16 protein-coding genes are annotated in these 25,362 nt (G+C 69.9%); 7 read left to right on the top strand and 9 right to left on the bottom strand.

The annotated features are described in order from the left end of the window. Window positions 1-35: 35 nt before the first annotated feature. From glgB to H9658_RS09355, 4 genes are all read right to left on the bottom strand, one after another. Entirely contained in the window at window positions 36-2,222 is a 2,187-nt protein-coding gene (gene glgB / locus H9658_RS09370; protein WP_191825148.1) for a 1,4-alpha-glucan branching protein GlgB, read from the bottom strand. Then, a complete protein-coding gene (treS, locus tag H9658_RS09365; RefSeq protein WP_191825147.1) occupies window positions 2,219-5,578 on the bottom strand; it encodes a maltose alpha-D-glucosyltransferase in 3,360 nt (1,119 codons plus the stop codon). Before treS ends, glgB begins: the two co-directional genes overlap by 4 nt. After that, entirely contained in the window at window positions 5,575-8,712 is a 3,138-nt protein-coding gene (locus tag H9658_RS09360) for a maltotransferase domain-containing protein (RefSeq protein ID WP_191825146.1), read from the bottom strand. The genes treS and H9658_RS09360 overlap by 4 nt, the downstream gene beginning before the upstream one ends. 496 nt (window positions 8,713-9,208) lie before the next feature. After that, complete coding sequence (locus H9658_RS09355; protein WP_191825145.1) at window positions 9,209-11,572, bottom strand: GH92 family glycosyl hydrolase; 2,364 nt, start codon at window positions 11,570-11,572, stop codon at window positions 9,209-9,211. 133 nt (window positions 11,573-11,705) lie between these two features. Here H9658_RS09355 and H9658_RS09350 point away from each other — a divergent pair, with 133 nt between their 5' ends. The 3 genes from H9658_RS09350 to H9658_RS09340 all read left to right on the top strand — a co-directional run bounded on the left by H9658_RS09350 (window position 11,706) and on the right by H9658_RS09340 (window position 15,434). Continuing rightward, window positions 11,706-12,755, top strand: a complete 1,050-nt coding sequence (locus H9658_RS09350) for a LacI family DNA-binding transcriptional regulator (protein ID WP_191825144.1) — start codon at window positions 11,706-11,708, stop codon at window positions 12,753-12,755. Beyond that, complete coding sequence (locus H9658_RS09345) at window positions 12,752-14,056, top strand: sugar MFS transporter (protein ID WP_179567662.1); 1,305 nt, start codon at window positions 12,752-12,754, stop codon at window positions 14,054-14,056. The genes H9658_RS09350 and H9658_RS09345 overlap by 4 nt, the downstream gene beginning before the upstream one ends. Before the next feature lie 91 nt (window positions 14,057-14,147). Next, window positions 14,148-15,434 (top strand): AGE family epimerase/isomerase, encoded by a 1,287-nt coding sequence (locus H9658_RS09340; RefSeq protein ID WP_191825143.1) that lies wholly within the window; start codon window positions 14,148-14,150, stop codon window positions 15,432-15,434. Window positions 15,435-15,657: 223 nt separating this feature from the next. Here the strand turns inward: H9658_RS09340 and rpoD are convergent, their stop codons facing one another. Both rpoD and dtd read right to left on the bottom strand, forming a co-directional pair. Beyond that, complete coding sequence (gene rpoD, locus H9658_RS09335) at window positions 15,658-17,517, bottom strand: RNA polymerase sigma factor RpoD (RefSeq protein ID WP_179567666.1); 1,860 nt, start codon at window positions 17,515-17,517, stop codon at window positions 15,658-15,660. 111 nt (window positions 17,518-17,628) lie between these two features. Then, the gene (dtd, locus tag H9658_RS09330; protein WP_191825142.1) at window positions 17,629-18,069 is read right to left on the bottom strand and encodes a D-aminoacyl-tRNA deacylase; all 441 of its coding nucleotides are present in this window, start codon (window positions 18,067-18,069) and stop codon (window positions 17,629-17,631) included. 207 nt (window positions 18,070-18,276) lie between these two features. On the opposite strand from dtd, the gene H9658_RS09325 reads away from it, so the two are divergent. After that, entirely contained in the window at window positions 18,277-19,191 is a 915-nt protein-coding gene (locus tag H9658_RS09325) for a lauroyl acyltransferase (protein ID WP_179567670.1), read from the top strand. A 25-nt stretch (window positions 19,192-19,216) separates the two neighbouring features. Here the strand turns inward: H9658_RS09325 and H9658_RS09320 are convergent, their stop codons facing one another. After that, a complete protein-coding gene (locus H9658_RS09320) occupies window positions 19,217-19,738 on the bottom strand; it encodes a GNAT family N-acetyltransferase (RefSeq protein ID WP_179567672.1) in 522 nt (173 codons plus the stop codon). 310 nt (window positions 19,739-20,048) lie between these two features. Between H9658_RS09320 and ribA the strand changes: the two genes are divergently transcribed. The 3 genes from ribA to H9658_RS09305 all read left to right on the top strand — a co-directional run bounded on the left by ribA (window position 20,049) and on the right by H9658_RS09305 (window position 23,412). After that, the gene (ribA, locus tag H9658_RS09315; protein ID WP_191825141.1) at window positions 20,049-21,170 is read left to right on the top strand and encodes a GTP cyclohydrolase II RibA; all 1,122 of its coding nucleotides are present in this window, start codon (window positions 20,049-20,051) and stop codon (window positions 21,168-21,170) included. Window positions 21,171-21,352: 182 nt separating this feature from the next. Further along, window positions 21,353-21,901: a PH domain-containing protein gene (locus H9658_RS09310; protein WP_191825140.1), complete on the top strand. Its 549-nt coding sequence runs from the start codon at window positions 21,353-21,355 to the stop codon at window positions 21,899-21,901. Beyond that, a complete protein-coding gene (locus H9658_RS09305; protein WP_191825139.1) occupies window positions 21,898-23,412 on the top strand; it encodes a PH domain-containing protein in 1,515 nt (504 codons plus the stop codon). The genes H9658_RS09310 and H9658_RS09305 overlap by 4 nt, the downstream gene beginning before the upstream one ends. A gap of 31 nt (window positions 23,413-23,443) precedes the next feature. Here H9658_RS09305 and H9658_RS09300 read toward each other — a convergent pair whose 3' ends face one another. Further along, entirely contained in the window at window positions 23,444-24,478 is a 1,035-nt protein-coding gene (locus H9658_RS09300; RefSeq protein ID WP_191825138.1) for a CDP-glycerol glycerophosphotransferase family protein, read from the bottom strand. Then, the gene (locus H9658_RS09295) at window positions 24,478-25,311 is read right to left on the bottom strand and encodes a glycosyltransferase family 2 protein (RefSeq protein WP_179567693.1); all 834 of its coding nucleotides are present in this window, start codon (window positions 25,309-25,311) and stop codon (window positions 24,478-24,480) included. Before H9658_RS09295 ends, H9658_RS09300 begins: the two co-directional genes overlap by 1 nt. Window positions 25,312-25,362: the final 51 nt, after the last annotated feature.

The raw sequence follows: 25,362 nt of genomic DNA, 5'->3' as shown, positions 1-25,362 counted from the left end.
CGGACTGGCTCCCCTTCCCCTCCCTCAATCCATCCTCAGTCTTCCAACCCCAGCACCAACACCCCCAACGGCGGGATGGTCAGCGACAGCGAGGCGGGATGCCCATGGGCGCCGATGTTCTCGGTGTGCACGCTGCCGCCGTTGCCGGTGTTGCTGCCGCCGTAGATCTCGGCGTCGGAATTGAGCAGTTCGCGCCAGCGGCGGCCGCGGGGAACCCCGATGCGGTAGCCGTGGTGCACCAGCGGGGTGAGGTTGACCACCACCAGCAGCGGGGTGTCGCTGCCCTGGGCGGTGCGCAGGTAGGCAAACAGGCTGTTGCCGGCGTCGTCGCCGATGACCCAGGCGAAGCCGTCGGGGGTGTCGTCGCGCGCGTGCAGCGCGGGGTGTTCGGCGTACAGGCGGTTGAGGTCGCGGACCAGGCGCTGGATGCCGCGGTGGCGCGGGTCGTCGAGCAGGTGCCAGGGCAGCGCGGCGTCGTGGTTCCACTCGGTGGGCTGGGCGATTTCGCAGCCCATGAACAGCAGTTTGCGCCCGGGGTGGGTGTACATGTAGCCGAGGTAGGCGCGCAGGTTGGCGAAGCGCTGCCAGTCGTCGCCGGGCATGCGCCCGAGCAGGGAGCGCTTGCCGTGCACCACTTCATCGTGCGAGATCGGCAGCATGAAGCGCTCGGAGTACGCGTAGACCATGCTGAAGGTCAGTTCGCCGTGGTGGTAGCGGCGGTAGATGGGATCCAGTTCGATGTAGTGCAGGCTGTCGTGCATCCAGCCCATGTTCCATTTGTAGTTGAAGCCCAGGCCGCCGTGCGCCAGGTCGGCGGTGACGCCCGGCCAGGCGGTGGATTCCTCGGCGATGGTGATGGCGCCCGGTGCGTGTTCGGCGACCACCTGGTTGAGCCGGCGCAGGAAGGCGATGGTCTCGTAGTTCTCGCGGCCGCCGTGGATGTTGGGCACCCACTCGCCGGCGTTGCGGCTGTAGTCGCGGTAGAGCATGGAGGCCACCGCGTCCACGCGCAGGCCGTCGACGTGGTAGCGCTGCAGGAATTCCAGGGCGCTGGCGATCAGGAAGCCGGAGACTTCGCGCCGGCCGTGGTTGTAGATGAGCGTGTTCCAGTCGCGGTGGAAGCCTTCGCGCGGGTCGGCGTGTTCGTACAGCGAGGTGCCGTCGAAATGGGCCAGGCCGTGCGCGTCGGTGGGGAAATGCGCGGGCACCCAGTCGACGATGACGCCGATGTCTTCGCGATGGCAGCGGTCGACGAAGCGGGCGAAGCCGTCGGGCGAGCCGAAGCGCGCGGTGGGCGCGAACAGGCCCAGCGGCTGGTAGCCCCAGGAGCCGCCGAACGGATGTTCGGTGACCGGCATCAGTTCGATATGGGTGAAGCCCATGTCGGCGACGTAGGGAATCAGGCGGTCGGCCAGCGCGTCCCAGTCGAGCATGCTGCCGTCGTCGGCATGCATCCACGAGCCGGCGTGGATCTCGTACACGCTCAATGGCGCGTTCGGGCTGTGGCGTCGCGCGCGCGACGCCATCCAGGCCTCGTCGCGCCACTGGTACGGGGTGGGATCGGCCACGATCGAGGCGGTGCCGGGCGCCAGTTCGGCGCTGCGCGCGACCGGGTCGGCCTTGGCCGGCAGGTCTTCGCCGCGCGGGCCGCGCAGCGCGTACTTGTAGTGCGCGCCCACGTCGACGCCGGGCACGAACAGTTCCCACACGCCGGCCTGGTGACGCAGCCGCATCGGGTGGCGACGCGCGTCCCAGCTGTTGAAATCGCCGATCACCGCGGCGCGCGTGGCGTTCGGCGCCCACACCGCGAAACGGGTGCCGCGCACGCCATCGACCTCGACCGCGTTGGCGCCCAGCGCATCAGCCAGCTGCAGATGGTGGCCTTCGCTGATCAGGTGCAGGTCGAAATCGCTGAGCTGCGGGCCGAAGGCGTAGGCGTCCTCGGTGACCTGCTCGCCGCCGGGCCAGCGGATGCGCAGGCGGTAGCGGCCGTCGTCGGGCAGCGGCGCGGAGAAGAAACCAGGGCTGGGGCCTTCCTGCAGCGGCACCTCGCGGCCGTCTTCGAGCACTGCCGCCACGGCTTCGGCGCCGGGCAGGTAGCTGCGCAGCACGCGCGTGTCGCCGATGCGGTGCGCACCGAGCACGGCGAACGGGTCGCCGTGGCGGGCATTGGCGAACGCGCGCAGCGTCGCCTCGTCCCAGGTGTGGCCGACATCACTCATCGCATCGCCTCCTGTGGCGCGGGAAAGCGGTCGAGTATGCGCAGCAGTCCCTGTATCGGCACCATGATCCAGGCCGGGCGGTTGGCGGCCTCGTAGCGAATTTCATAACTGGCCTTCTCGATCAGGAACAACAGGGTGGTGGTCTCGAAGGCGGCCGGCGCCACCCACGGATGCGGGCTGGCGTCGAGTACCTGGCGGTAGGCGGCCAGGAAGGTGGCGCTGGCGCGGCTGCGGAACGCGGACAGGAAGGCGTCCAGCGCGGTGTCCAGGCCGACGCCGGCGCGTGCGGCGGTGCCTTCTTCGCCCCGTGCCGACACTTCGCTGGCGTAGTCGAGCGAGCGCAGGAAGCCGGCCACGTCGTGCAGCGGGCTGGCCTTGGCGCGGCGTTCGTCCAGGGACCTGGCCGGTTCGCCTTCGAAGTCGATCAGCACCACGTCGTCGAACGCGACCAGGATCTGGCCGAGGTGGAAATCGCCATGCACGCGGGTCAGCAGCGCGCCGTCGAGCAGGGCCGGCGCCTGTTGCAACCAGGCGTCCAGGCGCGGACGTTCGGCCAGCAACGCGTCCATCGCGGCGCGCTCGGCGCCATCCTCGCTGCCGTCGCGATGCGCGGACAACGTGTCCCACATCGCCTGCACTTCGTGCTCCACACCCGCGACCACCTGTCGTGCGGCCGCGGCATCCACCGGCTGCGGCGCGAACGCGGCGGCATCGGTCGGCTGGGCCAGCACGTCGTGCAGCTCGGCCAGGCGCCGGCCGACGACGGCGGCGAAGGCGTCGTAGCCGGCCACGCTCTCGTCGCGCGCGGCATCGTCCTGCGCGGCGGCGTATTCCTCGGCGCCGCGCGCCAGGTGATCCAGGGTCCAGCGCCAGGCATCGCCCTGGTTGCGCACGAAGCCCTGCAGCAAGGCCAGGGTGGTTTCCACGCCCTGCGCATCGACGCGGGTGACGTGGCCGAACAAGGGCGCGGCGTTGGCGTAGCCGATCTCGGTCAGGCGCGCGCCGAGTTCGATCTCGGGGTTGGCACCGGCGGAAACGCGGCGCAGCAGTTTGAACACCGCCTTGTCGCCGACGATCAGCGAGCTGTTGCTCTGCTCAGCCGACAGCCAGCGGATCTCGGCGTCGTCGGCGATCTCGACCGCGGCCAGTGCCGGCGTCGGGCAGAAGCGGATCTGTTCGGGCGCGGCATCGGCACCGGCATGGGTCTCGCCCTGGACCGACAGCACCGCGCCCTCGCGCAATGCGGCAAGCGTGGTGCGGGTCAGCGATTTCAGCGCGAAGCCGTCGGTCAGATAGCCGACTTCGCGGCCGTGCCGCACCCGCGCCAGCGCCAGCTGTTCGGCCAGCACGCTGGGCTGCTCGCGGTCCCAGACGATGCCCAGCGGCAGCATGTAGCGCTCGTATTCGCCATGCTCCAGCTCCGCTTCGATCTCCAGCATGGTCAACGCGTCGGTGCCGGGCAGCGGGGTGCGGCGGGCGATGCGCACGCTGCGCAGCGCGCGGTCCTTGGCCGCGAACCAGCGCCGCGTGGACAGCCAAGCAGGCAGGATGTCGCGCTCCAGCGTGCCCAGGTGCGGCAGCAGCGCATCGGCATCGACCGCGCCGCGCAGCACCAGGGTCTGGTAGTCGGGCAGCGGCATCGGCGCGGGCACGTGCCAGTCCGGCAGCGTGGCGTTGCCGACCAGCTGGAACGCGTAGAAGCCGAACGCCGGCACGGTGAGCAGGTAGGTCAGGCGCCCGATCGGCGGGAAGCTGCCGCCGCCGATGATGTCCACCGGCACCCGGCCTTCGAATTCGGACAGGTCCAGTTCCACCGCCTGCAGCGTGTGCGAGAGGTTGGCCACGCACAGCACGGTCTCGTCCTCGTGGCAGCGCAGGTAGGCGAGCAGGCGGCGATTGCCGGGATACAGGAAGCGCAGCGTGCCGCGGCCGAAGGCGCGATAGCGCTTGCGCACCGACAGGATGCGCCGCGTCCAGGTCAGCAACGAATGCTGGTCGCGCTGCTGCGCCTCGACGTTGACCGCCTGGAAGCCGTACAGCGGGTCCATGATCGGCGGCAGCACCAGCGCGGCCGGGTCGGCGCGCGAGAAGCCGCCGTTGCGGTCGATCGACCACTGCATCGGTGTGCGCACGCCGTCGCGGTCGCCGAGGTGGATGTTGTCGCCCATGCCGATCTCGTCGCCGTAGTACAGCACCGGTGTGCCGGGCATGCTCAGCAGCAAGGAGGTCATCAGTTCGATGCGGCGGCGGTCGCGCTCCAGCAGCGGCGCCAGGCGCCGGCGGATGCCCAGGTTGATGCGCGCGCGGCGGTCGGCGGCGTAGGTCTGCCACAGGTAGTCGCGCTCGGAGTCGGTGACCATTTCCAGGGTCAGCTCGTCGTGGTTGCGCAGGAAGATCGCCCACTGGCAGCTTTCCGGAATTTCCGGGGTCTGGCGCATGATGTCGGTGATCGGGAAGCGGTCTTCACGCGCGATGGCCATGTACATGCGCGGCATCAGCGGGAAGTGGAACGCCATGTGGCATTCGTCGGCGTTCTCGCCGAAGTACTGCTGGGTGTCTTCCGGCCACATGTTGGCCTCGGCCAGCAGCATGCGGTCGGGATATTCGGCGTCCAGCGTGGCGCGGATGCGGCGCAGGATCGCGTGGGTCTCGGGCAGGTTCTCGTTGGAGGTGCCGTCGCGCTCGATCAGGTACGGCACCGCGTCCAGGCGCAGGCCGTCCACGCCCAGGTCCAGCCAGAAGCGCATCACTTCCAGCACCGCTTCCAGCACGGCCGGGTTGTCGAAGTTCAGGTCGGGCTGGTGCGAATAGAAGCGGTGCCAGAAGTACTGCCCGGCGACCGGGTCCCAGGTCCAGTTGGAGTTCTCGGTATCGCAGAAGATGATGCGGGTGCCGGCGTAGTCCTGGTCGCTGTCGGACCACACGTAGAAGTCGCGCTCCGGCGAGCCGGCCGGCGCATTGCGCGCGCGCTGGAACCAGGCATGCTGGTCGGAGGTGTGGTTGATCACCAACTCGGTGACGATGCGGATGCCGCGCGCGTGCGCCTGCGCAACCAGCCGTTCGAAGTCGGCGATGCTGCCGTAGTCCGGATGCACCGCCATGTATTCGGCGATGTCGTAGCCGTCGTCGCGGCGCGGACTGGGATAGAACGGCAGCAGCCAGATGGTGTCCACGCCGAGATCGGCGATGTAGTCGAGCTTGGAGATCAGGCCGGGGAAATCGCCGATGCCGTCGTCGTTGGAATCGAAGAACGACTTCACGTGCACCTGGTAGATGATCGCGTCCTTGTACCAGAGCGCGTCGCGCACCAGCGGGCTTGCCTCGCTGTCGGCGGACAATGGAACTGCAGCATTCATGAAGTGGCTCCGGCGCGGATACGCCATAGGGAAAACGGCCGCGAGGGATCGAGGCGAATGGTTTGCTGCTTGCCGTGCCAGGCGAAGGCGTGGCCATCCCACAGGTCCTGCACGGCGACGCTGGCGTGATCGGGCAGGCCCAGCTCCCACAGCGGCACTTCGATCTGTGCTTCCTGCGCGGCATGCGGGTCGAGGCTGATCGCCACCAGCACCAGGCTGCGGCTGCGCGCCAGATGCGCTTCATCGAGGAACTTGCCGAAGTACAGCACCTGGTCGTTGTGCGCGAGATAGAAACGCGTGCCCAGATGCGACTGCAGTTCCGGGTGCTGGCGGCGCAACAGATTGAGGCGGGTGATCTCGTCGACGATGTCGCCGGGCGCGCGCTCGGGCCACACGCGCAGCTGGTACTTCTCCGAATCCAGGTATTCCTCCTTGCCCGGCGCCAGCGGCGTGGCCTCGCACAGTTCGAAGCCCTGGTACATGCCCCACAGGCCCGACAGCGTGGTCGCCAGCGCGGCGCGGATCAGGTGGCCGCCGCGGCCGCTCTGCTGCAAGAACACCGGGTTGATGTCCGGCGTGTTGACGAAGAAATGCGGGCGGAAGCACTCGCGCGGCGTGCCGGTGTTGAGCTCTTCGATGTAGGCCTGCAGTTCGGCCTTGTGCTGGCGCCAGGTGAAGTAGGTGTAGGACTGCGAGAAGCCGACCTTGGCCAGCCGGTACATCGGCTTGGGCCGGGTGAAGGCTTCGGACAGGAACACGACTTGCGGATGGCGGCCGCGCACTTCGGCGATCAGCCATTCCCAGAACGGGAACGGTTTGGTATGCGGGTTGTCGACCCGGAACAGGTTGACGCCTTCGTTGACCCAGAACAGCACCGCGTCGCGCAACGCGTTCCACAGTTCGGGCACCGCGCCGCTGGCGTAGAAATCGACGTTGACGATGTCCTGGTATTTCTTCGGCGGATTCTCCGCGTACGGGATCGAGCCGTCGGCGCGCCAGGTGAACCAGTCCGGATGCTCGCGCAGCCACGGATGGTCCGGTGCGCATTGGATCGCGAAATCCAGTGCCAGTTCCAGGCCTTGCGCAGCGACCGCGGCGCGCAGCCGGCGGAAGCCCTCCAACCCGCCGAGTTCGGCGTGCACCTCGGTGTGCCCGCCTTCGGCCGAGCCGATCGCATACGGGCTGCCGGGTTCGCCGGGTTGCGCGGTGACCGCGTTGTTGCGGCCCTTGCGGTTCTTCTCGCCGATCGGATGGATCGGCGGCATGTACAGCACGTCGAAGCCCATCGCACGGATGTGCGGCAGGCGCTTGATGACGTCGTCGAAGGTGCCGTGGCGCGCGAGGTCGCCGCTCTGCGACCGCGGGAACAGCTCGTACCAGCTGGAGAAATGCGCGCCACGGCGCTCGGCCTCGACGCGGAAGGTCATCGGGTATTCGGTGCGGAACGGCTTGTCGTCGGCGCGCGCCATCGCTTCGGCGGTGCCGGGTTCCAGCAGGATCTCCGCGCGCGCAGCGGGATCCTCGCTGCGGGTGATTCGGGCGAGGATCGCCTTCAGCCTTGAGTTCAAGGCGCCGCGGCTGCGCGCACGCGCCGCCTCGACCTGGGCCAGCGCTTCCTGCACGTCCACCGGCAGCAGCGTGCCGGCGGCGCGCTTCTTTTCCAGGTCGGCGTGGGTGGTGGCGAAGATGTCGCGCCAGGCTTCGATGCGGAATTCGTAGCGGCCCAGCCGCTCCAGCGGGAACTCGCCGCGCCAGCGGTCGTTGCCCAGCGCGCGCATCGGCGCGCTGGACCAGGTGCGTGCATCGGCGGCGCGCCACAGCAACGCCACCGCGATGCGGTCGTGGCCGTCGCAGAACGCGTCGGCTTCCACGCAGATGCGGTCGCCGACGGTGCGCTTGACCGGGAAGCGGCCGTCGTCCACCGAGGGCGTCACCGCTTCGATGCAGATCCGCGCCGCAGCGGCGGCGACATCGGCCGGCGTGCGGGCGCGAGCGGCGGCCAGCACCGGACGCGCCGGCACGCTGCGATAGACGCGCACTTCGCCCGCTTCCAGGGTGCCGCCCTGGTCGCCCTGGATCGGCTCGCCCTGATCGCTGAGCAAGCTTTCGCTGTCGCCGAGCAGGCGCAGCAGCGCCGATCCCGGTACCGGCAGCAGATGATCGCGATCGCTGTTGAGCAGCACCAGCCACGGCGCGGCGCCGAGCGGTTCCACCGCGATTGCGGTCAGCGCGCCATCGCGCAGCAAGGGACGCAAGCGTAGATCTTGTCCGGCAGCGGCCGGGATGGCCGGCGCGGCATCGGCATAGGCATCGGTGTCGGCCGGCGCTGGCAAGGCGGTGAGTTCGGCGATCGCCCATGCATCGCCGAACGCGGATGCCAGGCGGGCGCGTTGCGCGCGCTGCAACGGCGGCTGCGCTTCGGACGGCGCATCGGGATCGATGGTGGCGACGACGCGACGCGCCAGGCTGCGCAGCGCCACGTCTTCGTCGAAGAACCAGCTGCCGCGTCCGTCCCACCAGGCCAGCGACGAGAACGCAGCATCGAAGCCGGCGCCCTGCAGCCCGCGCAAGGACTCCAGGCCCAGGCCAGGCGTCCAGGCCACGAATTTCGCGTCGGGCACGTCCGCCTGCACATCGGCGATCAAGCTGCGCCACAGCGTGGCCGGCACGCGCTGCGGCTGCAGCACGCGGAATCCGGCCACGCCGCTGCGCAGCCAGTCGCGCACACGCACGCTCCACCACTGCGCCAGTCCCGCGCCCTCTTCGGCGTAGGCGAAGCGGCCCTGGGCAATCTCCGGCGTACCGCGCTGCGTGCGCGGATCCGGCAGCGCCGAGGTGCGCGCGCGGAACCAGTGCGGATGTTGCTGCAGCAGGCCGCTGCCGCCGCCGATCTCGTCGATGCGCAGATCGACCAACAGGTTCAGGCCGTGCTTCTGCGCCAGCGCCAGCCACTGCTGCAGCTGCGCGGCGCCGGCGGCATCGTCGCTGGTCGGATCCGTCAGCCGCCCTTGCGGGTCCTGCGCAAACGGATTGGGCAGTACGACATGATCGCAACCATTGGCCTGCGCGGCGGCCATGGCCGTCTCCAGCGTGGCCGCGTCGTGCGTGAGGGGGGACAGCAGGCAGACATGCATTCGGATATCCCGTTCGGCGTAATGAGGAGTGCACGATCCAGACCGCAGCGATCGCCATCGGCGGCACGGATCGGCCGTCGCACAAGACGGAGACGGAATGCACCTGCACGATGTGCCGCATCCGCAATCGGATTCGACGCCGGGGCGCCAATGCCGCTCGATGCCATGCGACTGGCCCCACAAGACCACAGGGGATGCCAATGGAATGTGTTCATGGCATTAAATAAACGCATACGCCGGCTGGCCGCGGACGCTCGCCAAGCGGCCGTGCGCAGCGCGCGCGGCTCCGCGGCGTGGGGTTTGCGCAGGAATCGTCACTGCGGGCACGGCGTTGCCGACGCCTTGACGTCATCGTCCGTTCACGCGCTTACGACGGCTTGCAGACGCGGGCGGGCATCTTCGCCAAGCGCGAAGACGCGGGCGTGACGCTGGTTGCCGCCATGTTTCGGGCAGCTCGGCGTCGCGGCGACCGCTGCCGCGACGATGCAGCGCTCGCCTATTCGCTCATCGAATAGGCGCGCTCGGCCGCGCCCGCAGCCCAGGTCTTGTTCGGCTCCGCCTGCAGGGTGAAGCGCAGCTCGCCGCCGGCCATGATCTCCTCGTGGCGCAGGAAGGCGCGGTTCAGCGGGCGGCCGTTGAGGGTGACGCTGCCGATGTACGGATGCGCGTCGTCCAGGCCCTCGGCGACCACGCTGAAGCGCTTGCCGTTGGGCAGCGCCAGGGTGGCCTGCGGCAGGAACGGGCGGCCGATGATGTATTGGTTGCTGGCCGGCGCCACCGGGTAGAAGCCCAGCGCGGTGAACACGTACCACGCCGACATCTGCCCCAGGTCGTCGTTGCCGGCCAGGCCGTCGGGACGCGCCGCGTACTGGCTGCGCATGATCTGCTGCAGCCGCGCCTGGGTGCGCCACGGCTGCCCGGCGTACGCATACAGATAGGCGACGTGGTGGCTGGGTTCGTTGCCGTGCGCGTACCAGCCGATCAGCCCGGTGATGTCTTCCATGTGTTCGAACACCTTGGGATCGACCTTGGCCTCGAACACCTGGTCCAGCCGTGCCAGCAGCTTGTCCTCGCCGCCATGCGCGCGGGCCAGGCCGGCCACGTCCTGCGGCACGTACCAGGAATACTGCCAGGCGTTGCCTTCGGTGTAGTCGCTGCCGTAGCCGCTGGCGCTGGGATCGAACGGTTCGCGGAAGCTGCCGTCGCGCTTGCGCGCGCGCATGAAGCCGGTGCTGGCGTCGAAGGCGTGCTGCCAGTTGCCGGCGCGCTTGCCGAATTCGCTGGCCACCTCGCTGCGCCCCATCGCCTGCGCCATGCGTGCGATGGTCCAGTCGTCGAACGCGTATTCCAGGGTCTTGGACGCGGCCTCGCCTTCCTCGTCGATCGGCACGTAGCCCAGTTCGCGGTACTGGGCGATGCCGTCGTACGGGCCGTAGTCGGCGCTGGCGACCATTGCCTCCAGCGCGGCGTTGGTGTCGTAGCCGCGGATGCCCTTCATGTAGGCGTCGGCGATCACCGGCACGGCGTGGTAGCCGATCATGCACCAGGTTTCCAGGCCCTGGAACGACCACACCGGCAGCACGCCGTACGGGCTGTTTTTGCGATGCGCGAGCAGCGAGTTGACGATGTCGTTGGTGCGTTGCGGCGGCTGCACCAGGGTCAGCAAGGGATGCAGCGCACGGTAGGTGTCCCACAGCGAGAACGTCGAGTAATTGGTGTAGCCCTGCGCCTGGTGCACGGCGTTGTCCGGCCCGCGATAGCGGCCGTCGCTATCCATGAACAGCGTGGGGCCGAGCAGGCTGTGGTACAGCGCGGTGTAGAACTGGGTGCGCTGCTGCGGCGCCGCGTCCACTTCCACTGCGCCCAGCGCCTGCGCCCACTGCGCGCGCGCCGCGCGGCGCACGCCGTCGAAGTCCCAGCCCGGCACCTCGGCGTCGAGGTTGGCGATGGCATTGTCCTCGCTGACCGGCGAGATCGACACCTTCACCAACAATGGTTCGCGCGTGGCCTGGCCGAAGTCGAAGCTGGCCACCAGCTGGCGGCCTTCGATCTGCGCGCGCTGCGTGGGGTCGGTGTCGCCCGGTGGCGGGAAGCCCTTGTACGGGATGTCCTGCTCGGTGTTGTGCAAGGCATGGCCGCGCAGCGGCTGCGAGAAGCGCAGCGCGAAGTACAGCTGCCGCCCCGGCGCCCAGCCGCGCGTTTCGCGGAAGCCGGTGACGGTGCCGTCGGCACGCACGCGCAGCCGCGACCAGCTGATCTTGCCGGGGTAGTCGTACATGCTGGTGCGCAGGTCCAGCAGCACGTGCGCCGGCTGGCCCTTGGGGAAGGTGTAGCGGTGCACGCCGGCACGCGCGCTGGCGGTGAGCTCGGCGCGCACCTGGTAGTCGTCCAGGGTCACCGCGTAGTAGCCGGGCTCGGCGCGTTCGTCGTCGTGGCGGAAGCGCGAGCTGTAGCCGCTGCCGGGTGTGTCCGGATCGCCGCGCTCCAGCCGTACCGCGCCGCTGATCGGCATCAGCAGCACGTCGCCCAGGTCGGAATGGCCGGTGCCGGAGAAGTGCGTGTGCGAGAAGCCGACCAGGCTGCGGTCGTCGTAGCGGTAGCCGGCGGCCCAGCCGTAGGCGTCCTTGCGCGGCTGGATGCGCGTGTCCGGGCTCAGCTGGACCATGCCGAACGGCACCGTGGCGCCGGGATAGGTGTGGCCCTCGCCGCCGGTGCCGATGAACGGGTCCACCGCGGCGACGGCGCGTTCGCCGGGGCTGGCGGCACTGGCCAGGGCCTGCTTGGTGGCGGCGTGCGCCGCCGGCCAGACGGCGGCGAGCAGCAGCGCGACGGCCGCGCGCTGAGTCCAGGTGTTGGGCATTGCGTCTTTCCCCGGTCGAATCGGTCCAAGAAACGGATACCACAAAAGCCGTCCTGCATTTTGCTGCACTGCAAAATGCGCAGCGGATCACGACGGCGCAGGATGGGCGGCCTTTTGAACCGGTCTAATCGCCGTGCCGTCGTCCCCCGCCGACAAACGCGTCACCGTGTCCGACATCGCCGCCGCCTGCGGCGTGTCGCGGGCGACCGTGTCGCTGGTGCTGCGCAACAGCCCGCTGGTGCATGCGGACACGCGCGCGCGGGTGGCGGCGGAGATCGCGCGGCAGGGCTACGTGTACCACCGCGGCGCAGCCAGCCTGCGCGGGCGCGCCTCCAATGCGGTGGCGCTGGTGGTCAACGACCTGGCCAATCCGTTCTTCGCCGAATTCGCCGGCGGCGTGGACGCGGCGCTGGCCGAGGCCGGCTACGTGATGCTGATGGGCAGCACCGGCGAATCGCCGGAGCGCCAGCACAGCGTGCTGGCGTCGCTGATCGAACACCAGCCGGCGGCGCTGATCCTGTCGCCGACCGAGAACACCGACGCGGCGCGGCTGCGCCAGTTGCTCGGCACGCGGCTGCCGGTGCTGCTGTTCAACCGCGCGCTGGATGGCGACTGGCCGCTGCTGGCGCTGGACAACCGCCGCGGCGCACGCCTGGCCACCGAGCACCTGCTGGCGCTGGGCCACCGCGCGATCGCGTTCTTCGGCGGCCACCGCCAGTCCAGTTCCTGCGCCGAACGCCGCGCCGGCTACCGCGACGCGCTGGCCGCCGCCGGCATCGCCGCCGACCCGGCGTGGCTGATCGAATGCGCGCCGACCCGGCTGGACGCCGCGCGCCAGGCCGGCGCGCTTTGCGTGCGCGATCCCTTGCCGACCGCGCTGGTCTGCTACAACGACGTGGTCGCGCTGGGCCTGGCCAGCGGCCTGGCCGAACGCGGCCGCCACGCCGGCCGCGACTACGCGCTGATCGGCTTCGACGACATCGCCGAAGCCGCCGTCGCCACCCCGCCGCTGTCCACCGTCGCGGTCGCCCCGCGCGAACGCGGCATGCAGGCCGCGCAGCTGGTGCTGGACGCGCTGCGCCAGCAACGGTCACTGCCTGCGCTTACCATCGCCCCGTCCCGGCTGTGCCTGCGCGCCAGCAGCCGGGTCGCCCTATCGCCCGTTCCCGGAGTCGCTGCATGAGCCGTCGTCCGCTGTCCAACACTGCCGCCATCGCGGTGGTCAGCATGATCTTCTTCACCTGGGGCGGCCTGACCAGCCTCAACGATGTGCTGATCCCGCATCTGAAAGCCGTGTTCCAGATGAACTACGCGCAGTCGATGCTGATCCAGTTCACCTTCTTCGGCGCGTACTTCCTGATGTCGCTGCCGGCCGGTGCGGTGGTGGCGCGAACCGGCTACAAGGCCAGCATCGTCATCGGCCTGGTGGTCGCGGCGATCGGCGCGGCGATGTTCTATCCGGCGGCGCGGCTGCCGTCGTATCCGCTGTTCCTGACCGCGCTGTTCGTGCTGGCCAGCGGCATCACCCTGCTGCAGGTGGCGGCCAATCCGTACATCAGTCTGATCGGCGAACCGAGCAAGGCGCCGAGCCGGCTCAACTTCGCGCAGGCGCTGAATTCGCTGGGCACCACGGTGTTCCCGCTGCTGATCGGTCCGCTGATCCTGGCCACCGCGGTGCTGTCGGCCGACAAGATCGCGGCGATGAGCGCGCTCGAACAGGCGGCCTATCGCGGCGCGCAGGCGCAATCGGTGCAGGTGCCGTACCTGTTGCTGGCCGGCGGCCTGTTGCTGCTGGCGGTGTTCGTGCTGGTGATGCGCATTCCCTCGCTGCGCGAAGACGACGCCGGCAGCGCCGAGTCGCATCACAGCTTCGGCGATGCGCTGCGCCAGTCGCACCTGCTGTGGGGCGTGGTGGCGATCTTCATGTACGTCGGCGCGGAAGTGTCGATCGGCAGCTTCCTGATCAACTACATCTCCGGCCCGACCACCGGCGGCCTGACCGAAGCCACCGCCAGCCGCTACCTGGCGTTCTACTGGGGCGGCGCGATGGTCGGCCGCTTCGCCGGCGCCGCGCTGCTGCAGGTGATCCCGGCGCGCAAGCTGCTGGCCGCGTTCGCCGGCGTCGCCTCGCTGCTGCTGATCGTGACCATGATCAGCACCGGCCACGTGGCGATGTGGAGCGTGATCGCGATCGGCCTGTTCAACTCGATCATGTTCCCGACCATCTTCACCGTGGCCATCGAGCGCCTGGGCCCGCTGACCAGCAAGGCCTCGAGCCTGTTGATCATGGGCATCGTCGGCGGCGCGCTGGTGCCGCTGGCGCAGGGCGCACTGGCCGACGTGGTCGGCATCCAGCACGCCTTCGTGATCCCGCTGCTGTGCTACGCCTATATCCTCTGGTACGGCCTGCGCGGCTCGCGGCTGTCGGCCAATCTGCCGGCCGAGGCGCCTGGCGCCAAGCCGGTGGCGCGCGCGATGCATTGATGCGCGAGACGGGCGCGGCGGCGCGTTGCCGCCGCGCCCTGCGCGTGTCCGTCCCTCCCCTTCCCCCACTCACATGGCTCCTAGCGACCGCATGAACCTGCCTGCCACGCCCCTGCCCGACTTCGCCGATGCCGCCGTGCTGCGCGCGCATATCGCCGACACCATGGCCTTCTACCATCCGCGCGCGATCGATCCGGCCGGCGGCTTCTTCCACTATTTCCGCGACGACGGCAGCGTGTACGACGCCGGTCACCGTCACCTGGTCAGCAGCACCCGCTTCGTCTTCAACTACGCGATGGCGGCGAACGAATTCGCCGATTCGCCGCTGGCCGCCGAGTACCTGGACGCCGCGCGCCACGGCCTGCGCTACCTGCGCGAGGTGCACCGCGATACCGCCAGCGGCGGCTACGTGTGGACCCTGCGCGACGGCGTCGCCGAGGACCGCACCCAGCACGCCTACGGCGCGGCCTTCGTGCTGCTGGCCTATTCCACCGCGAAGAAGGCCGGCCTCGACACCGACGCGTGGATGGACGAGACCTGGCAGTTGCTGGAAACCCGCTACTGGGACGCCGCCGCCGGCCTGTACCGCGACGAGGCCACGCCCGACTGGCAGTTCTCCAGCTACCGCGGGCAGAACGCCAACATGCACCTGTGCGAGGCGCTGATCGCCGCCTACGAGGCCAGCGCCGAGCCGCGCTACCTGCAGCGCGCGCTGTTGCTCGCCGACCACATCACCCGCCGGCAAGCCGCGCTGGCCGGCGGCCTGGTGTGGGAGCATTACGACGCCAACTGGCAGGTGGACTGGGACTACAACCGCGACAATCCCAAGCACCTGTTCCGGCCGTGGGGCTTCCAGCCCGGCCACCAGGTCGAATGGTCGAAGCTGCTGGTGCTGCTGCACGGGCATCTGCAGGCCGCCGAGGGCAGCGCGCCGGACTGGCTGCTGCCGACCGCCCGCCACCTGTTCGACACCGCGCTGGCGCACGGCTGGGACGCGCAGCACGGCGGCATCGTCTATGGCTTCGCCTCCGGCACCGAGGCCACGCCGGAAGTCGGCGTGCCCGACGTGGCGCGACACCCGACCTACTTCTGCGACGACGACAAGTATTTCTGGGTGCAGGCCGAAGCGATCGCCGCCGCCGCGCGGCTGCTGGCCGCCAGCGACGATGCGTCCTACCGCAGCGCTTACGACAAGGTGTGGACGTATTCGTGGGAGCACCTGGTCGACCACCGCTACGGCGCCTGGTTCCGCATCCTCAGCCGCGACAACCGCAGCTACAGCGACGAGAAGAGCCCTGCCGGCAAGACCGACTACCACACCATGGGCGCCTGCCACGACGTGCTGGCGGTGATGCGCAGCAGCCGGGCGTTCGCGTAGGCGTACACGCGGGGCTCCGGCGATCCGGTGCCTCTGCCTCCTGTAGGAGCGGGGGGGGGCATCAGCCGCGACCGGGTCTTACCGGTAACGCCCGGTCGCGGCTGAAGCCGCTCCTACAGGGGGCGCACGCGGAGCCGTTCGATATGGCGAACGGCGCAGCTCTCCATCCACAAAAAAGCCCCGCACATGGCGGGGCTTTTTCGTTGCCGCGAACCGCGCTCGATCAGTCGATATCGAGGAAGCTGCGCAGCTGCTCGGAACGGCTCGGGTGACGCAGCTTGCGCAACGCCTTGGCCTCTATCTGGCGGATGCGCTCGCGGGTGACATCGAACTGCTTGCCGACTTCCTCAAGGGTGTGGTCGGTGTTCATGTCGATGCCGAAGCGCATGCGCAGCACCTTGGCCTCGCGCGGGGTCAGCCCGGCGAGCACGTCGCGCACGGTCTCGGACAGGTTGATGTTGGTGGTGTTCTCGATCGGGGACTCCACGTTGGTGTCCTCGATGAAGTCGCCCAGATGCGAATCCTCGTCGTCGCCGATCGGGGTTTCCATCGAGATCGGCTCCTTGGCGATCTTCATCACCTTGCGGATCTTGTCCTCCGGCATGTCCATTTCCTTGGCCAGCTCCTCCGGCGTGGCCTCGCGGCCGTACTGCTGGAGCATCTGCCGGGAAATGCGGTTCAACTTGTTGATCGTCTCGATCATGTGCACCGGGATACGGATGGTGCGCGCCTGATCGGCGATCGAACGGGTGATGGCCTGGCGGATCCACCAGGTCGCATAGGTGGAGAACTTGTAGCCGCGACGGTATTCGAACTTGTCCACCGCCTTCATCAGGCCGATGTTGCCTTCCTGGATCAGGTCGAGGAACTGCAGGCCGCGGTTGGTGTACTTCTTGGCGATCGAGATCACCAGGCGCAGGTTGGCCTCGACCATTTCCTTCTTGGCCTTGCGCGCCTTGGCTTCGCCATAGGCCATCGCGCGGCTGATTTCCTTCAGCTCGGTCAGGCTCAGGTAGGTCGCCTGCTCCACCGCCACGGTGGCTTCCTGCTCGGCGACGATCTGGTCCTTGACGTCGCGCAGCGCCGAAGACCACTTCTGCTTGCGCTTCAGTGCGTCGTCGACCCAGGCCACGTTGGTCTGGTTGCCTTCCCAGGAACGGATGAAGTCCTTGCGCGGCATGCGCGCCACGTGCGTGGCCAGGTGCAGCACGCGACGCTCGTGGTCCTTGACCTGGGCCATGGTGTCGCGCAGCTTGCGCACCAGCACGTCGGTCAGCGGCAGCGGCAGCTTCAAGGTGACGAACACCTCGGCGATGTCGGTGCGCAGCTTGGTGACCAGCTTGTGCTCGGCGCCGTTCTTGGCGTGCGCCTTCTTGAACTTGGCGTATTCGGTGGCCAGCACCTCCATGCGCCGCGCGACTTCGGCCGGGTCCGGACCGGTCGGGCCGGCCTCTTCCTCGGCGGCTTCGACTTCCTCGTCGTCGTCATCGTCGCTGGCATCGGCGGCGCTGTCGTCGTCGCTGGCGACCACGACCGGCGCCGGCTCTTCCTCGATCAGGTCGTTGAAGCCGACCACGATCTCGGCCAGGCGCTTCTTGCCTTCCTTGTGCTGTTCGTAGTCCTCGAGCAGGGTCTCCACCGCCAGCGGGAACGCGCCGAGCGCGGCCTGGACCTGGCTGAGGCCTTCCTCGATGCGCTTGGCGATGGCGATTTCGCCTTCGCGGGTCAGCAGCTCGACCGTGCCCATCTCGCGCATGTACATGCGCACCGGGTCGGTGGTGCGACCACCTTCGGTGTCGAGCGCGGTCAGCGCCGCGGCGGCTTCTTCGGCCGCGGTGTCGTCGACTTCGCGGTTGCCGGTGTTGCCGTCGTTGAGCAGCAGGGTCTCGGCGTCGGGAGCGACTTCATGGACGTCGATGCCCATGCCGTTGATCATGCTGATGATGTCTTCGATCTGCTCCGGATCGACCAGGTCGTCGGGCAGATGGTCATTGACTTCGGCGTAGGTCAGATAGCCCTGTTCCAGGCCCTTGCTGATCAGTAGCTTGATGTCGGATTGCTGGGCAGGACGTTCGTTGGCCATGAGTGCTCGCGCCACCGGCAGGTAGATGAATGAGTGAACCTAGCATTATAACAGCCCGGACCGCCGCTTGCCGGACAAGGAGCTGAATCGCTCCGCCAGGAGCGCCCCGGCCTAGGGCCGGAGCAGGAAAGTGACCGGGCCGTCGTTGACCAGGCTGACGATCATATGGGCACCGAAGCGCCCGCTTTCCACCCCCGGGGCGTGCCGTTCCCGGCAGATTTCCAGCAATCGGTTGAAGCCGCGTTCAGCCTCGGCCGGCGGCGCGGCGGTGGTGAAGCTGGGGCGCATCCCTGAGCCCGTGTCCGCGGCCAGGGTGAACTGGCTGACCAGCAGCAGGCCGCCGCCGGTGTCGCGCAGCGAGCGGTTCATGCGCCCATTGTCGTCGGCGAACACGCGGTAGCCGAGCAGGCGCTCGGCCATGCGCTGGAACTTGGCCTCGTCGTCGCCCGGCTCCACCGCGACCAGCGCCAGCAGGCCGGGGCCGATACGGCCGACCGCCACCTCGTCGACGCGGACTTCGGCTTGGCTGACGCGCTGGATCAGGGAGAGCATGGGCTGGATTCGGGATTCGGGATTCGGGATTCGGGATTCGGAAGCATCAGGGTTCGGCGCGGCGCTGTCATCCCGCCGGCATCATCGCCGAGTCGCGGCGCTCGGCGGAAGCCGCGATGGCCCGCAAGCCGGCCGATCCGTGATGCCGATCGGGTCATCCGGGCGCAGTCGACCTGGCACGGCCGGCCGAGCGGATAAACTGGCGCGATGAAACCCGCAACGCTCGCCACCGTTCTGTACCGCTGCGCCGCCGCCGTGGCGCGCCTGCCCTGGCCGTGGCTGCGGCGCCTGGCCGACGGCCTGGCCGGCCTGTGGCTGCGCCTGGACGCGCGCGAAAGCCGGGTCACCCGCCGCAACCTGGAGCTGGCCTACCCGGAGCTGCTGCCGAGCGAGCGCATCGCGCTGCACCGCGACGTGCTGCGCTCCACCGCGCGGCAGGCGTTCGAGACCCTGGTGCTGTGGACCCGGCCGCCGGCGCAGAACCTGGCGCGGCTGCGCCAGCGCCACGGCCAGGACCTGTACGACGCCGCGCTGGCGTCGGGGCGCGGGGTGATCGTGGCCGCGCCGCATTTCGGCAACTGGGAACTGCTCAACCAGTGGCTGGCCTCGCGCGGCGACATCGCCATCGTCTACCGCGCGCCGGCCTCCGACGTCGGCGATGCCTTCCTGCAACTGGTGCGCAGCGGCGACAACGTGCGCCAGGTGCGCGCCGAAGGCCCTGCGGTGCGGCAGCTGTTCAAGGTACTCAAGGACGGCGGCGCGGTCGGCATTCTTCCCGACCAGCAACCCAAGGCCGGCGACGGCGTGTTCGCGCCGTTCTTCGGCGTGCCGGCGCTGACCATGACCCTGGTCAACCGGCTGGCCGAACGCACCGGCGCGATCGTGCTGTTCGCGTGGTGCGAGCGGGTCGGCAACGACCTGGAGTTCGCGCTGCAGGTGCAGCCGGCGCCGGAGGCGATCGCCGACCCGGACCCGCTGCGCGCCGCGACCGCGTTGAACGAGGGCGTGGAACGGGTCGCGCGCCGCGACCCGGCGCAGTACCAGTGGACCTACAAGCGCTACACGCTGCGTCCGGATCCGGCCGAAGCCAACCCCTACGCCACGGCCAGGCACCCGCACTAGCGGTGTCGCGCCTCACGCGCAGCGGCTAGTCGTCGTGCGGGTCCGCCGGCGTGGCGAGGATGCGCTGGTAGAAGGCCAGATCCAGCCAGCGCCCGAACTTGAACCCGGCCTCGCGCACGGTGCCGGCATGCACGAACCCCAATTGCTCGTGCAACGCGATGCTGCCGGCGTTGCTGGCGTCGATGCCGCCCACCAGCACGTGCACGCCGCGTGCCTGCGCCGCCTCGACCAGGGCCAGCAGCAGGCGCCGCCCCAGGCCCTTGCCGCGATGGTCGCGGTGCACGTAGACCGAATGCTCGACGCTGTACTTGAACGCCGGCCAGGCGCGGAACGTGCCGTAACTGGCGAAACCGAGCAGGCTGCCGGCCGCATCCTCGACCCCGATCACCGGGAAACCGCCGGCGCGCTTGGCCGCGAACCAGCCGGCCATGCTCTCCGGCGGGCGCGGCCGGTAGTCGTACAGGGCGGTGGAATGGACGATGGCCTCGTTGAAGATCTCCAGGATCGCGCCGGCATGGCGCTGTTCGGTGCATTCGACGAGGTGCATGCGCAGGTCCTGGAGAACGGGTCCGGTGTAGTAGAAATCAATCGACCGCGCTTGAACATGCCCACCCCGCTTGCCGGGCGATTGCGGCCGCGATTGCGTGAGTGACCGCGCGCCGGCCAGCGGTTGCATGCGCCGCATGGCGGCACGGCGCACAGTGCGTTCCATCCTGCGGATGCTGGCGGCGCGGCCAAACCACGCGACAATGACCGCCCGGGCACGCCGCCCCGCCCGCTCCCATGCGGCGCGACCGCGGTGCGCCGTCGCCGACCAGCCTTGAAGCGGCGCCGGAGATCCCCATTTGGAGTCGTGCATGACCAGCCCCGTCCCCACCTCCGCGCACCCCTTCGGCGATCCCGCCGCGATCCGCAGCGAGCGCGCGGCCTCGGAGCTGCGTGCCGGCCGCCCGGTGGTCATCGAGCACCATGGCCAGGCGCGCGCGGTGCTGGCGCTGGACAGCAGCACCGCGCAGTCCTACCTCAGCTTCGCCCAGGCGGCGGCGCAACGGCATTACCTGTTCCTGACCCCGACCCGCGCGCAGGTGCTGGGCCTGGCCGCGCCGCAGGGCGCGCGCATCGCCCTGGCCGGCCAGTCCTACGACGCGCTGGCGGCGCTGGCCTACCTGCGCGACGGCGCGCTGCCGGCGCACTGGCTGCCGGGCGATGCGCTGGATGCCGGCGCGGTGGAGATCGCACGCCTGGGCCTGCTGTTGCCGGCGATGATCGCGGTGGACCTGGGCGCGGACAGCAGCGCCTTCCAGGGCTGCCAGTCGCTGCAGCTGGACGACCTGGAACACGGCTGCGCGACCACCACCGCCGGCAGCTACGAACTGGTGACCCGCACCCAGGTGCCGCTGCGCGATCTCGGCAGCAGCGAATTCGTGGTGTTCCGCGGCGGCGTGGCGCAGCGCGACCAGGTCGCGATCGTGATCGGCCAGCCCGACCTGTCCGCGCCGGTGCCGGTGCGGGTGCACTCCTCCTGCCTCACCGGCGACCTGTTCGGCTCGCTGAAGTGCGACTGCGGCGACCAGCTGCGGCATGGCCTGGCCAAGCTCAAGGAGCTCGGCGGCGGCGTGCTGCTGTACCTGGACCAGGAAGGCCGCGGCACCGGCATCGCCACCAAGATGCGCGCCTATGGCTACCAGCACGACGGGCTGGACACCATCGACGCCGATGCGCAGCTGGGGTTCGGCGCCGACGAGCGCCGCTACGGCGGCGCGGTGGCGATGCTGCGCGGGCTCGGCATCCAGCGCGTGCGCCTGCTGACCAACAATCCCTCCAAGGCCGAGCGCCTGCGCGCGGCCGGCATCGAGGTGGTCGAACGCATCCCGATCACCGGCGCGATCACCGCCGAGAACGAGGGCTATCTGCGCACCAAGGCCGCCCGTGCCGGCCATGCGCTGGATGTGGACGCGCTGATCCACGCCGCGCGCTGAGCCGCGACGGCGCAGCACCGGCGACGACGGCAGCGGCGCACGCCGAACGACCGGGCGTGCTGCGGACAGGGGTTTCCACGCCGCGCGCCCGCGCACGAAGCACGCCGGGCGCCGCCCGCGTTACGATCGGGACCTACGCGGCGCGCGTGCGCAGTGCCCGCCCATCGCTTCGAGAGCCCGCCGTGACCGCACCGCCGTCCCTGGACCCTTCCGCCGCCGCGCTTGGCGCCGACCCTCAGGCCGCCATCGCGTTCGCGCCTGCGGACGCCTGGCTGCCGCTGCCGCTGCGCGGTGCCTGGCTGGCCGCGCTCGGCGGCGGCTGCATGCTGGGCCTGTGCGTGCTGATCGGCGCGGCGATCTTCGGTTTCTCGCTGCACAGCCGCCAGGCCTTGCTCATCGGTGCCGGCGCCGCGGCGCTCGGCGCGCTGTTCGGCGCCTGCATCGGCTTCGTGCGCCATCGCCGGATCCGCTGGCGGCTGAACGCGCAGGGCCTGGACCTGCGCCGCGGGCGGCTGTGGCAGAGCGAAGTGCACGTTCCGATCTCGCGCGTGCAGCATCTGGACCTGCGCCGCGGCCCGCTGGAGCGCCTGGCGCGCCTGGCCACCCTGGTGGTGCACACCGCGGGTACCCGGCACAACGCGGTCGCCGTGCCCGGCCTGGACCAGGCCGACGCCGAGCGCCTGCGCGAACGCCTGGCGCACCAGCTCGACCACGACGACGACGCGCTGTGAGCGCCGCCCTGGACGCCGAGGACACCGCGGTCCGGCGCCTGCATCCGTGGTCGTGGCTGTTCGTGCTGCTGCAGCACCTCCGGCATTTCCTGCTGCCGCTGCTGGCGCTGCTGGTGTTCGGCGGGCGCGACGGCCGCAACGACCATGTCGACCAGCTGATGATGCTGCTGGTGGGCAGCGCGCTGATCGCGGTGTCGCTGCTGCGCTACCTCACCTACCAGTACCGCATCGGCCGCGACAGCCTGAGCATCCGCAGCGGCTGGCTGGAACGCAGCCTGCGCGAGATCCCGTTCGCGCGCATCCACAACGTGGTCGTGCACCAGTCGCTGCTGCATCGGCTGTTCGGCGTGGCCGAAGTGCGGCTGGAATCGGCCGGCGGGACCAAGCCGGAAGCGCAGATGCGGGTGCTGCGGCTGGACCAGGCGCTGGCGCTGGAGCGGCAGATCCGCCATCGCGCGCATGCCACCGAGACCGCGCCCGCGTCGGCGGACGCAGCGCCGGCCAGCGACGTGCTGTTGGCGCTGCCCACCTCGGAAGTGCTGCGCCAGGGGCTGATCTCCAACCGCGGCATGGTGGTGGTGATCACCGCGTTCGGCGCCACCTATCACCTGTTCCCCGAGCGCATGGTCTCCAATGCGATCGAGCACTACGGGCGGCAGTTGTTCGGCTACGCCAGCCACCTGCAGCTGGGCTGGATGGCCGGCGCGGTCAGCGTGGCGCTGATGCTGGCGACGCTGCTGCTGGTCATGCGCGTGCTGTCGATGGCGCTGGCGCTGCTGCAGTACCACGGCTTCCGGCTCAGCGAGAGCGAGCGCCGGCTGACCGTGGAGCGCGGCCTGCTGACGCGGCTGCGCAGCAGCGTGGCGCGGCGCCGGATCCAGGCCTGGACGCTGCACGAAGGCGTGCTGCAACGCCTGCTGCGGCGGCGCAGCCTGCACATCGACACCGCGGTGATGGATGGGCACGGCGAGGAGGGCCGCGCGCTGAAGGAATTGGCGCCGCTGGCGACGCCGGCCGCGTGCGACGCGCTGCTGCACCGGCTGCTGCCGCAGATCGCGTGGCCGCCGCCGCACTGGCAGGGGATCGCCACGCGCTGCTGGTGGCGGCTATGCCTGCCGGCGCTATGCCTGGTGCCGCTGCTGTGCGCCGGCCTGTGGCGGCCGTTCGGCGCCTGGGCCGCGCTGGCGCTGCTGTGGCTGCCGTGGTCGGCGTTCAAGGCCTGGCGCCAGGCGCAACGCATGGGATATGCCGTGGACGCGCGCTACGTGGCGGTGCGCGGCGGCTGGTGGACGCGCTGGTGGCGACTGGCCGAGATCGACAAGCTGCAGGCGCTGCAGCTGACCCGCTCGCCGCTGGACCGCTACTGCGGCACCGCCACGCTGTGGCTGGATACCGCCGGCGCCCGCCATGGCGAGCCGCCGTTGCGGGTGCGCCTGCTGCCCGAGGCCCAAGCGCAGGCGCTGTACCTGCAACTGAGCCGCGCGCTGGCACGGCGCCGGCTGCGCTGGTAGCGGCGAGCGCGGTACCCGGCCGCGCGCCGGATCAACGCGCGCCGCGGCCCCAGTAGCCGATGCGCCGGCGGATCTTCAGCTTGCGCCAGAAATTCCACGGCTTGCGCCTGGGATTGCGTCCACCCTCGGCGACGAAGTCGTCGATCGCGCGCAGCACGCGCTCGCTGGACTGCCCGTCGCGGTAGGGATGCAGGCCGTCCGCGAAGTCGCGGATCGCCGCCATCAGTTCCGGCGGCCGCGCCAGCGCGCGGCGGATCGCCGGCTCGAACTGCGCGGGGTCGTCGATGTCGATCAGCTGCGGGCCCGGGCGCCGGTTCTTGAACGTCACCACCGGCTTGTAGGTGAGCAGGAACTCGTTGAGCGCCGAGGAGGTGTCCGAGCACATCAGGTCCACCTGCGGGAACAGCTCCAGGATGTTGTCGTTGTCGGCGAAGCGCAGGTAGTCGTTCTCCAGCGCGCGATAGCGCGCCACCATCTGCGGGTCCATCTTCGGATGGAAGGTCACGATCCAGCGCCATTCGCCCGTGCGCGACAGCCGCGCGACCTCGTCGTGGAGGATGCCGGCCGCGCTCCACGACGGCGAGAACGTGGAGTGGTACAGGATCACCGGCGGCTGCCGCACCGGTGCCAGCTCGGCGCCGATCTCGCGCATGAACGGGTCGATCTTGGGGAAGCCGGTTTCCTTGACCGCGAAGTGGCCGAGCCTGCGCGCCAGCGCGCCGAACGCGGCGGTGTCGCGCGGGCCGGTGGTGCAGTACAGGTCGAAGAAACCGCGGACATAGATGTGCCGCGGCTTGCCGGCGTCGAAGCCGTGGAAGGTCTCGACCTTCACCCCGGGAAAGAAGTGCGGCACCGCGTTGCTGGAGGTGATCACCGCGTACGGATTCCACGCCAGCACTTCCTCCACGGTCGCCAGGTGGCGCTCGTCGGCGCTCAGATCGGCGGCGCCGGGACCGTCGAAGAACCACGCCGCCTGGTCGCCGCGCGCGCGGATCGCGGCCTGCAGCGGGCGCAGGATCGCCAGCGCATAGCGTTCGGATCCGTACAGCAGGTAATGCTTGCTCATCAGTGCTCCAGATCGTGCCGTTGCAGCTGCGCCCGCGCCTGCTCCACCGAGGCCGGGTTGACCTGCATCTCGTAGTAGCGCATGCGCTTGTACAGCGCGTAGCTGGCCGCGGTCTGCGCCACCACGAAGCCGCGCCAGCCATCGAGCACCGCCAGGCGCAGCAGGTAATCCTTGAGGAAGGCGCCGGCGAACACGAACGGGCTCTGCCACATTCTCACCGGCTTGCGCTTGTCGCGCCAGCCGAGCGCCTTCAGTTCGGCGTAGCGCAGCACCTTGAGCTGCTTGTGCACCAGGGTCGGGTTGTGCAGGTGGTTGAACGGCGGCGCGAACTCGGCGCTGGCGCCGTCGAAGCGCAGCGATTCGTGCACCCGCGCATCGCTCCAGCGCGCGCGGCCGCGGTGGTACAGCCGCGCCAGGCGTTCGCCGACCATCGGCCGGTACCAGCGCATCGGCGCACCCATGTACCAGGTACTACGCCGCAACCACACCGCGTCCAGGCGGTCTTCGGCCAGGAGTTGCGGCAGCCGCGCCAGGCATTCGGCGCGCAGCGCGTCGGACAGGAATTCGTCGGCGTCCAGCACCAGGATCCAGTCGTGCGCGGCCTGGGTGGAGGCGAAGTTGCGCTGCGCGCCGAAGCCCAGCCAGGCCTGCTCGACCACGCGCGCGCCGTGCGCGCGGGCGATCGCCGCCGTGTCGTCGCTGCTGCCGCAGTCCACCACCAGCTTGTCGGCGGCGAACGGCACGCTGTCCAGGCAGCGCGCGATGTTGGCGGCTTCGTTGTAGGTCATCACCACCAGGCTGAGCGGCAAGGTGGTCGCGGCGGCGTCGGCCATGGCGCTCGGTATCCGGGGCAGCGGTGCACCCTGCGGTCGCGGGGGGGGCGG

The sequence above is a fragment of the Xanthomonas bonasiae genome (assembly GCF_014836395.1).
Taxonomy (GTDB): Bacteria; Pseudomonadota; Gammaproteobacteria; order Xanthomonadales; family Xanthomonadaceae; genus Xanthomonas_A; species Xanthomonas_A bonasiae.
Note: the sequence above shows the minus strand (reverse complement) of the source record. Positions and strands in the feature narration are given on the sequence as shown.

Coding starts and splice junctions, on each gene's coding strand:
- glgB (WP_191825148.1), bottom strand. CDS start 2,222: ATGAGTGATGTCGGCCACACCTGGGACGAGGCGACGCTGCGCGCGTTC.
- treS (WP_191825147.1), bottom strand. CDS start 5,578: ATGAATGCTGCAGTTCCATTGTCCGCCGACAGCGAGGCAAGCCCGCTG.
- H9658_RS09360 (WP_191825146.1), bottom strand. CDS start 8,712: ATGCATGTCTGCCTGCTGTCCCCCCTCACGCACGACGCGGCCACGCTG.
- H9658_RS09355 (WP_191825145.1), bottom strand. CDS start 11,572: ATGCCCAACACCTGGACTCAGCGCGCGGCCGTCGCGCTGCTGCTCGCC.
- H9658_RS09345 (WP_179567662.1), top strand. CDS start 12,752: ATGAGCCGTCGTCCGCTGTCCAACACTGCCGCCATCGCGGTGGTCAGC.
- H9658_RS09340 (WP_191825143.1), top strand. CDS start 14,148: ATGAACCTGCCTGCCACGCCCCTGCCCGACTTCGCCGATGCCGCCGTG.
- rpoD (WP_179567666.1), bottom strand. CDS start 17,517: ATGGCCAACGAACGTCCTGCCCAGCAATCCGACATCAAGCTACTGATC.
- dtd (WP_191825142.1), bottom strand. CDS start 18,069: ATGCTCTCCCTGATCCAGCGCGTCAGCCAAGCCGAAGTCCGCGTCGAC.
- H9658_RS09325 (WP_179567670.1), top strand. CDS start 18,277: ATGAAACCCGCAACGCTCGCCACCGTTCTGTACCGCTGCGCCGCCGCC.
- H9658_RS09320 (WP_179567672.1), bottom strand. CDS start 19,738: ATGCACCTCGTCGAATGCACCGAACAGCGCCATGCCGGCGCGATCCTG.
- ribA (WP_191825141.1), top strand. CDS start 20,049: ATGACCAGCCCCGTCCCCACCTCCGCGCACCCCTTCGGCGATCCCGCC.
- H9658_RS09300 (WP_191825138.1), bottom strand. CDS start 24,478: ATGAGCAAGCATTACCTGCTGTACGGATCCGAACGCTATGCGCTGGCG.
- H9658_RS09295 (WP_179567693.1), bottom strand. CDS start 25,311: ATGGCCGACGCCGCCGCGACCACCTTGCCGCTCAGCCTGGTGGTGATG.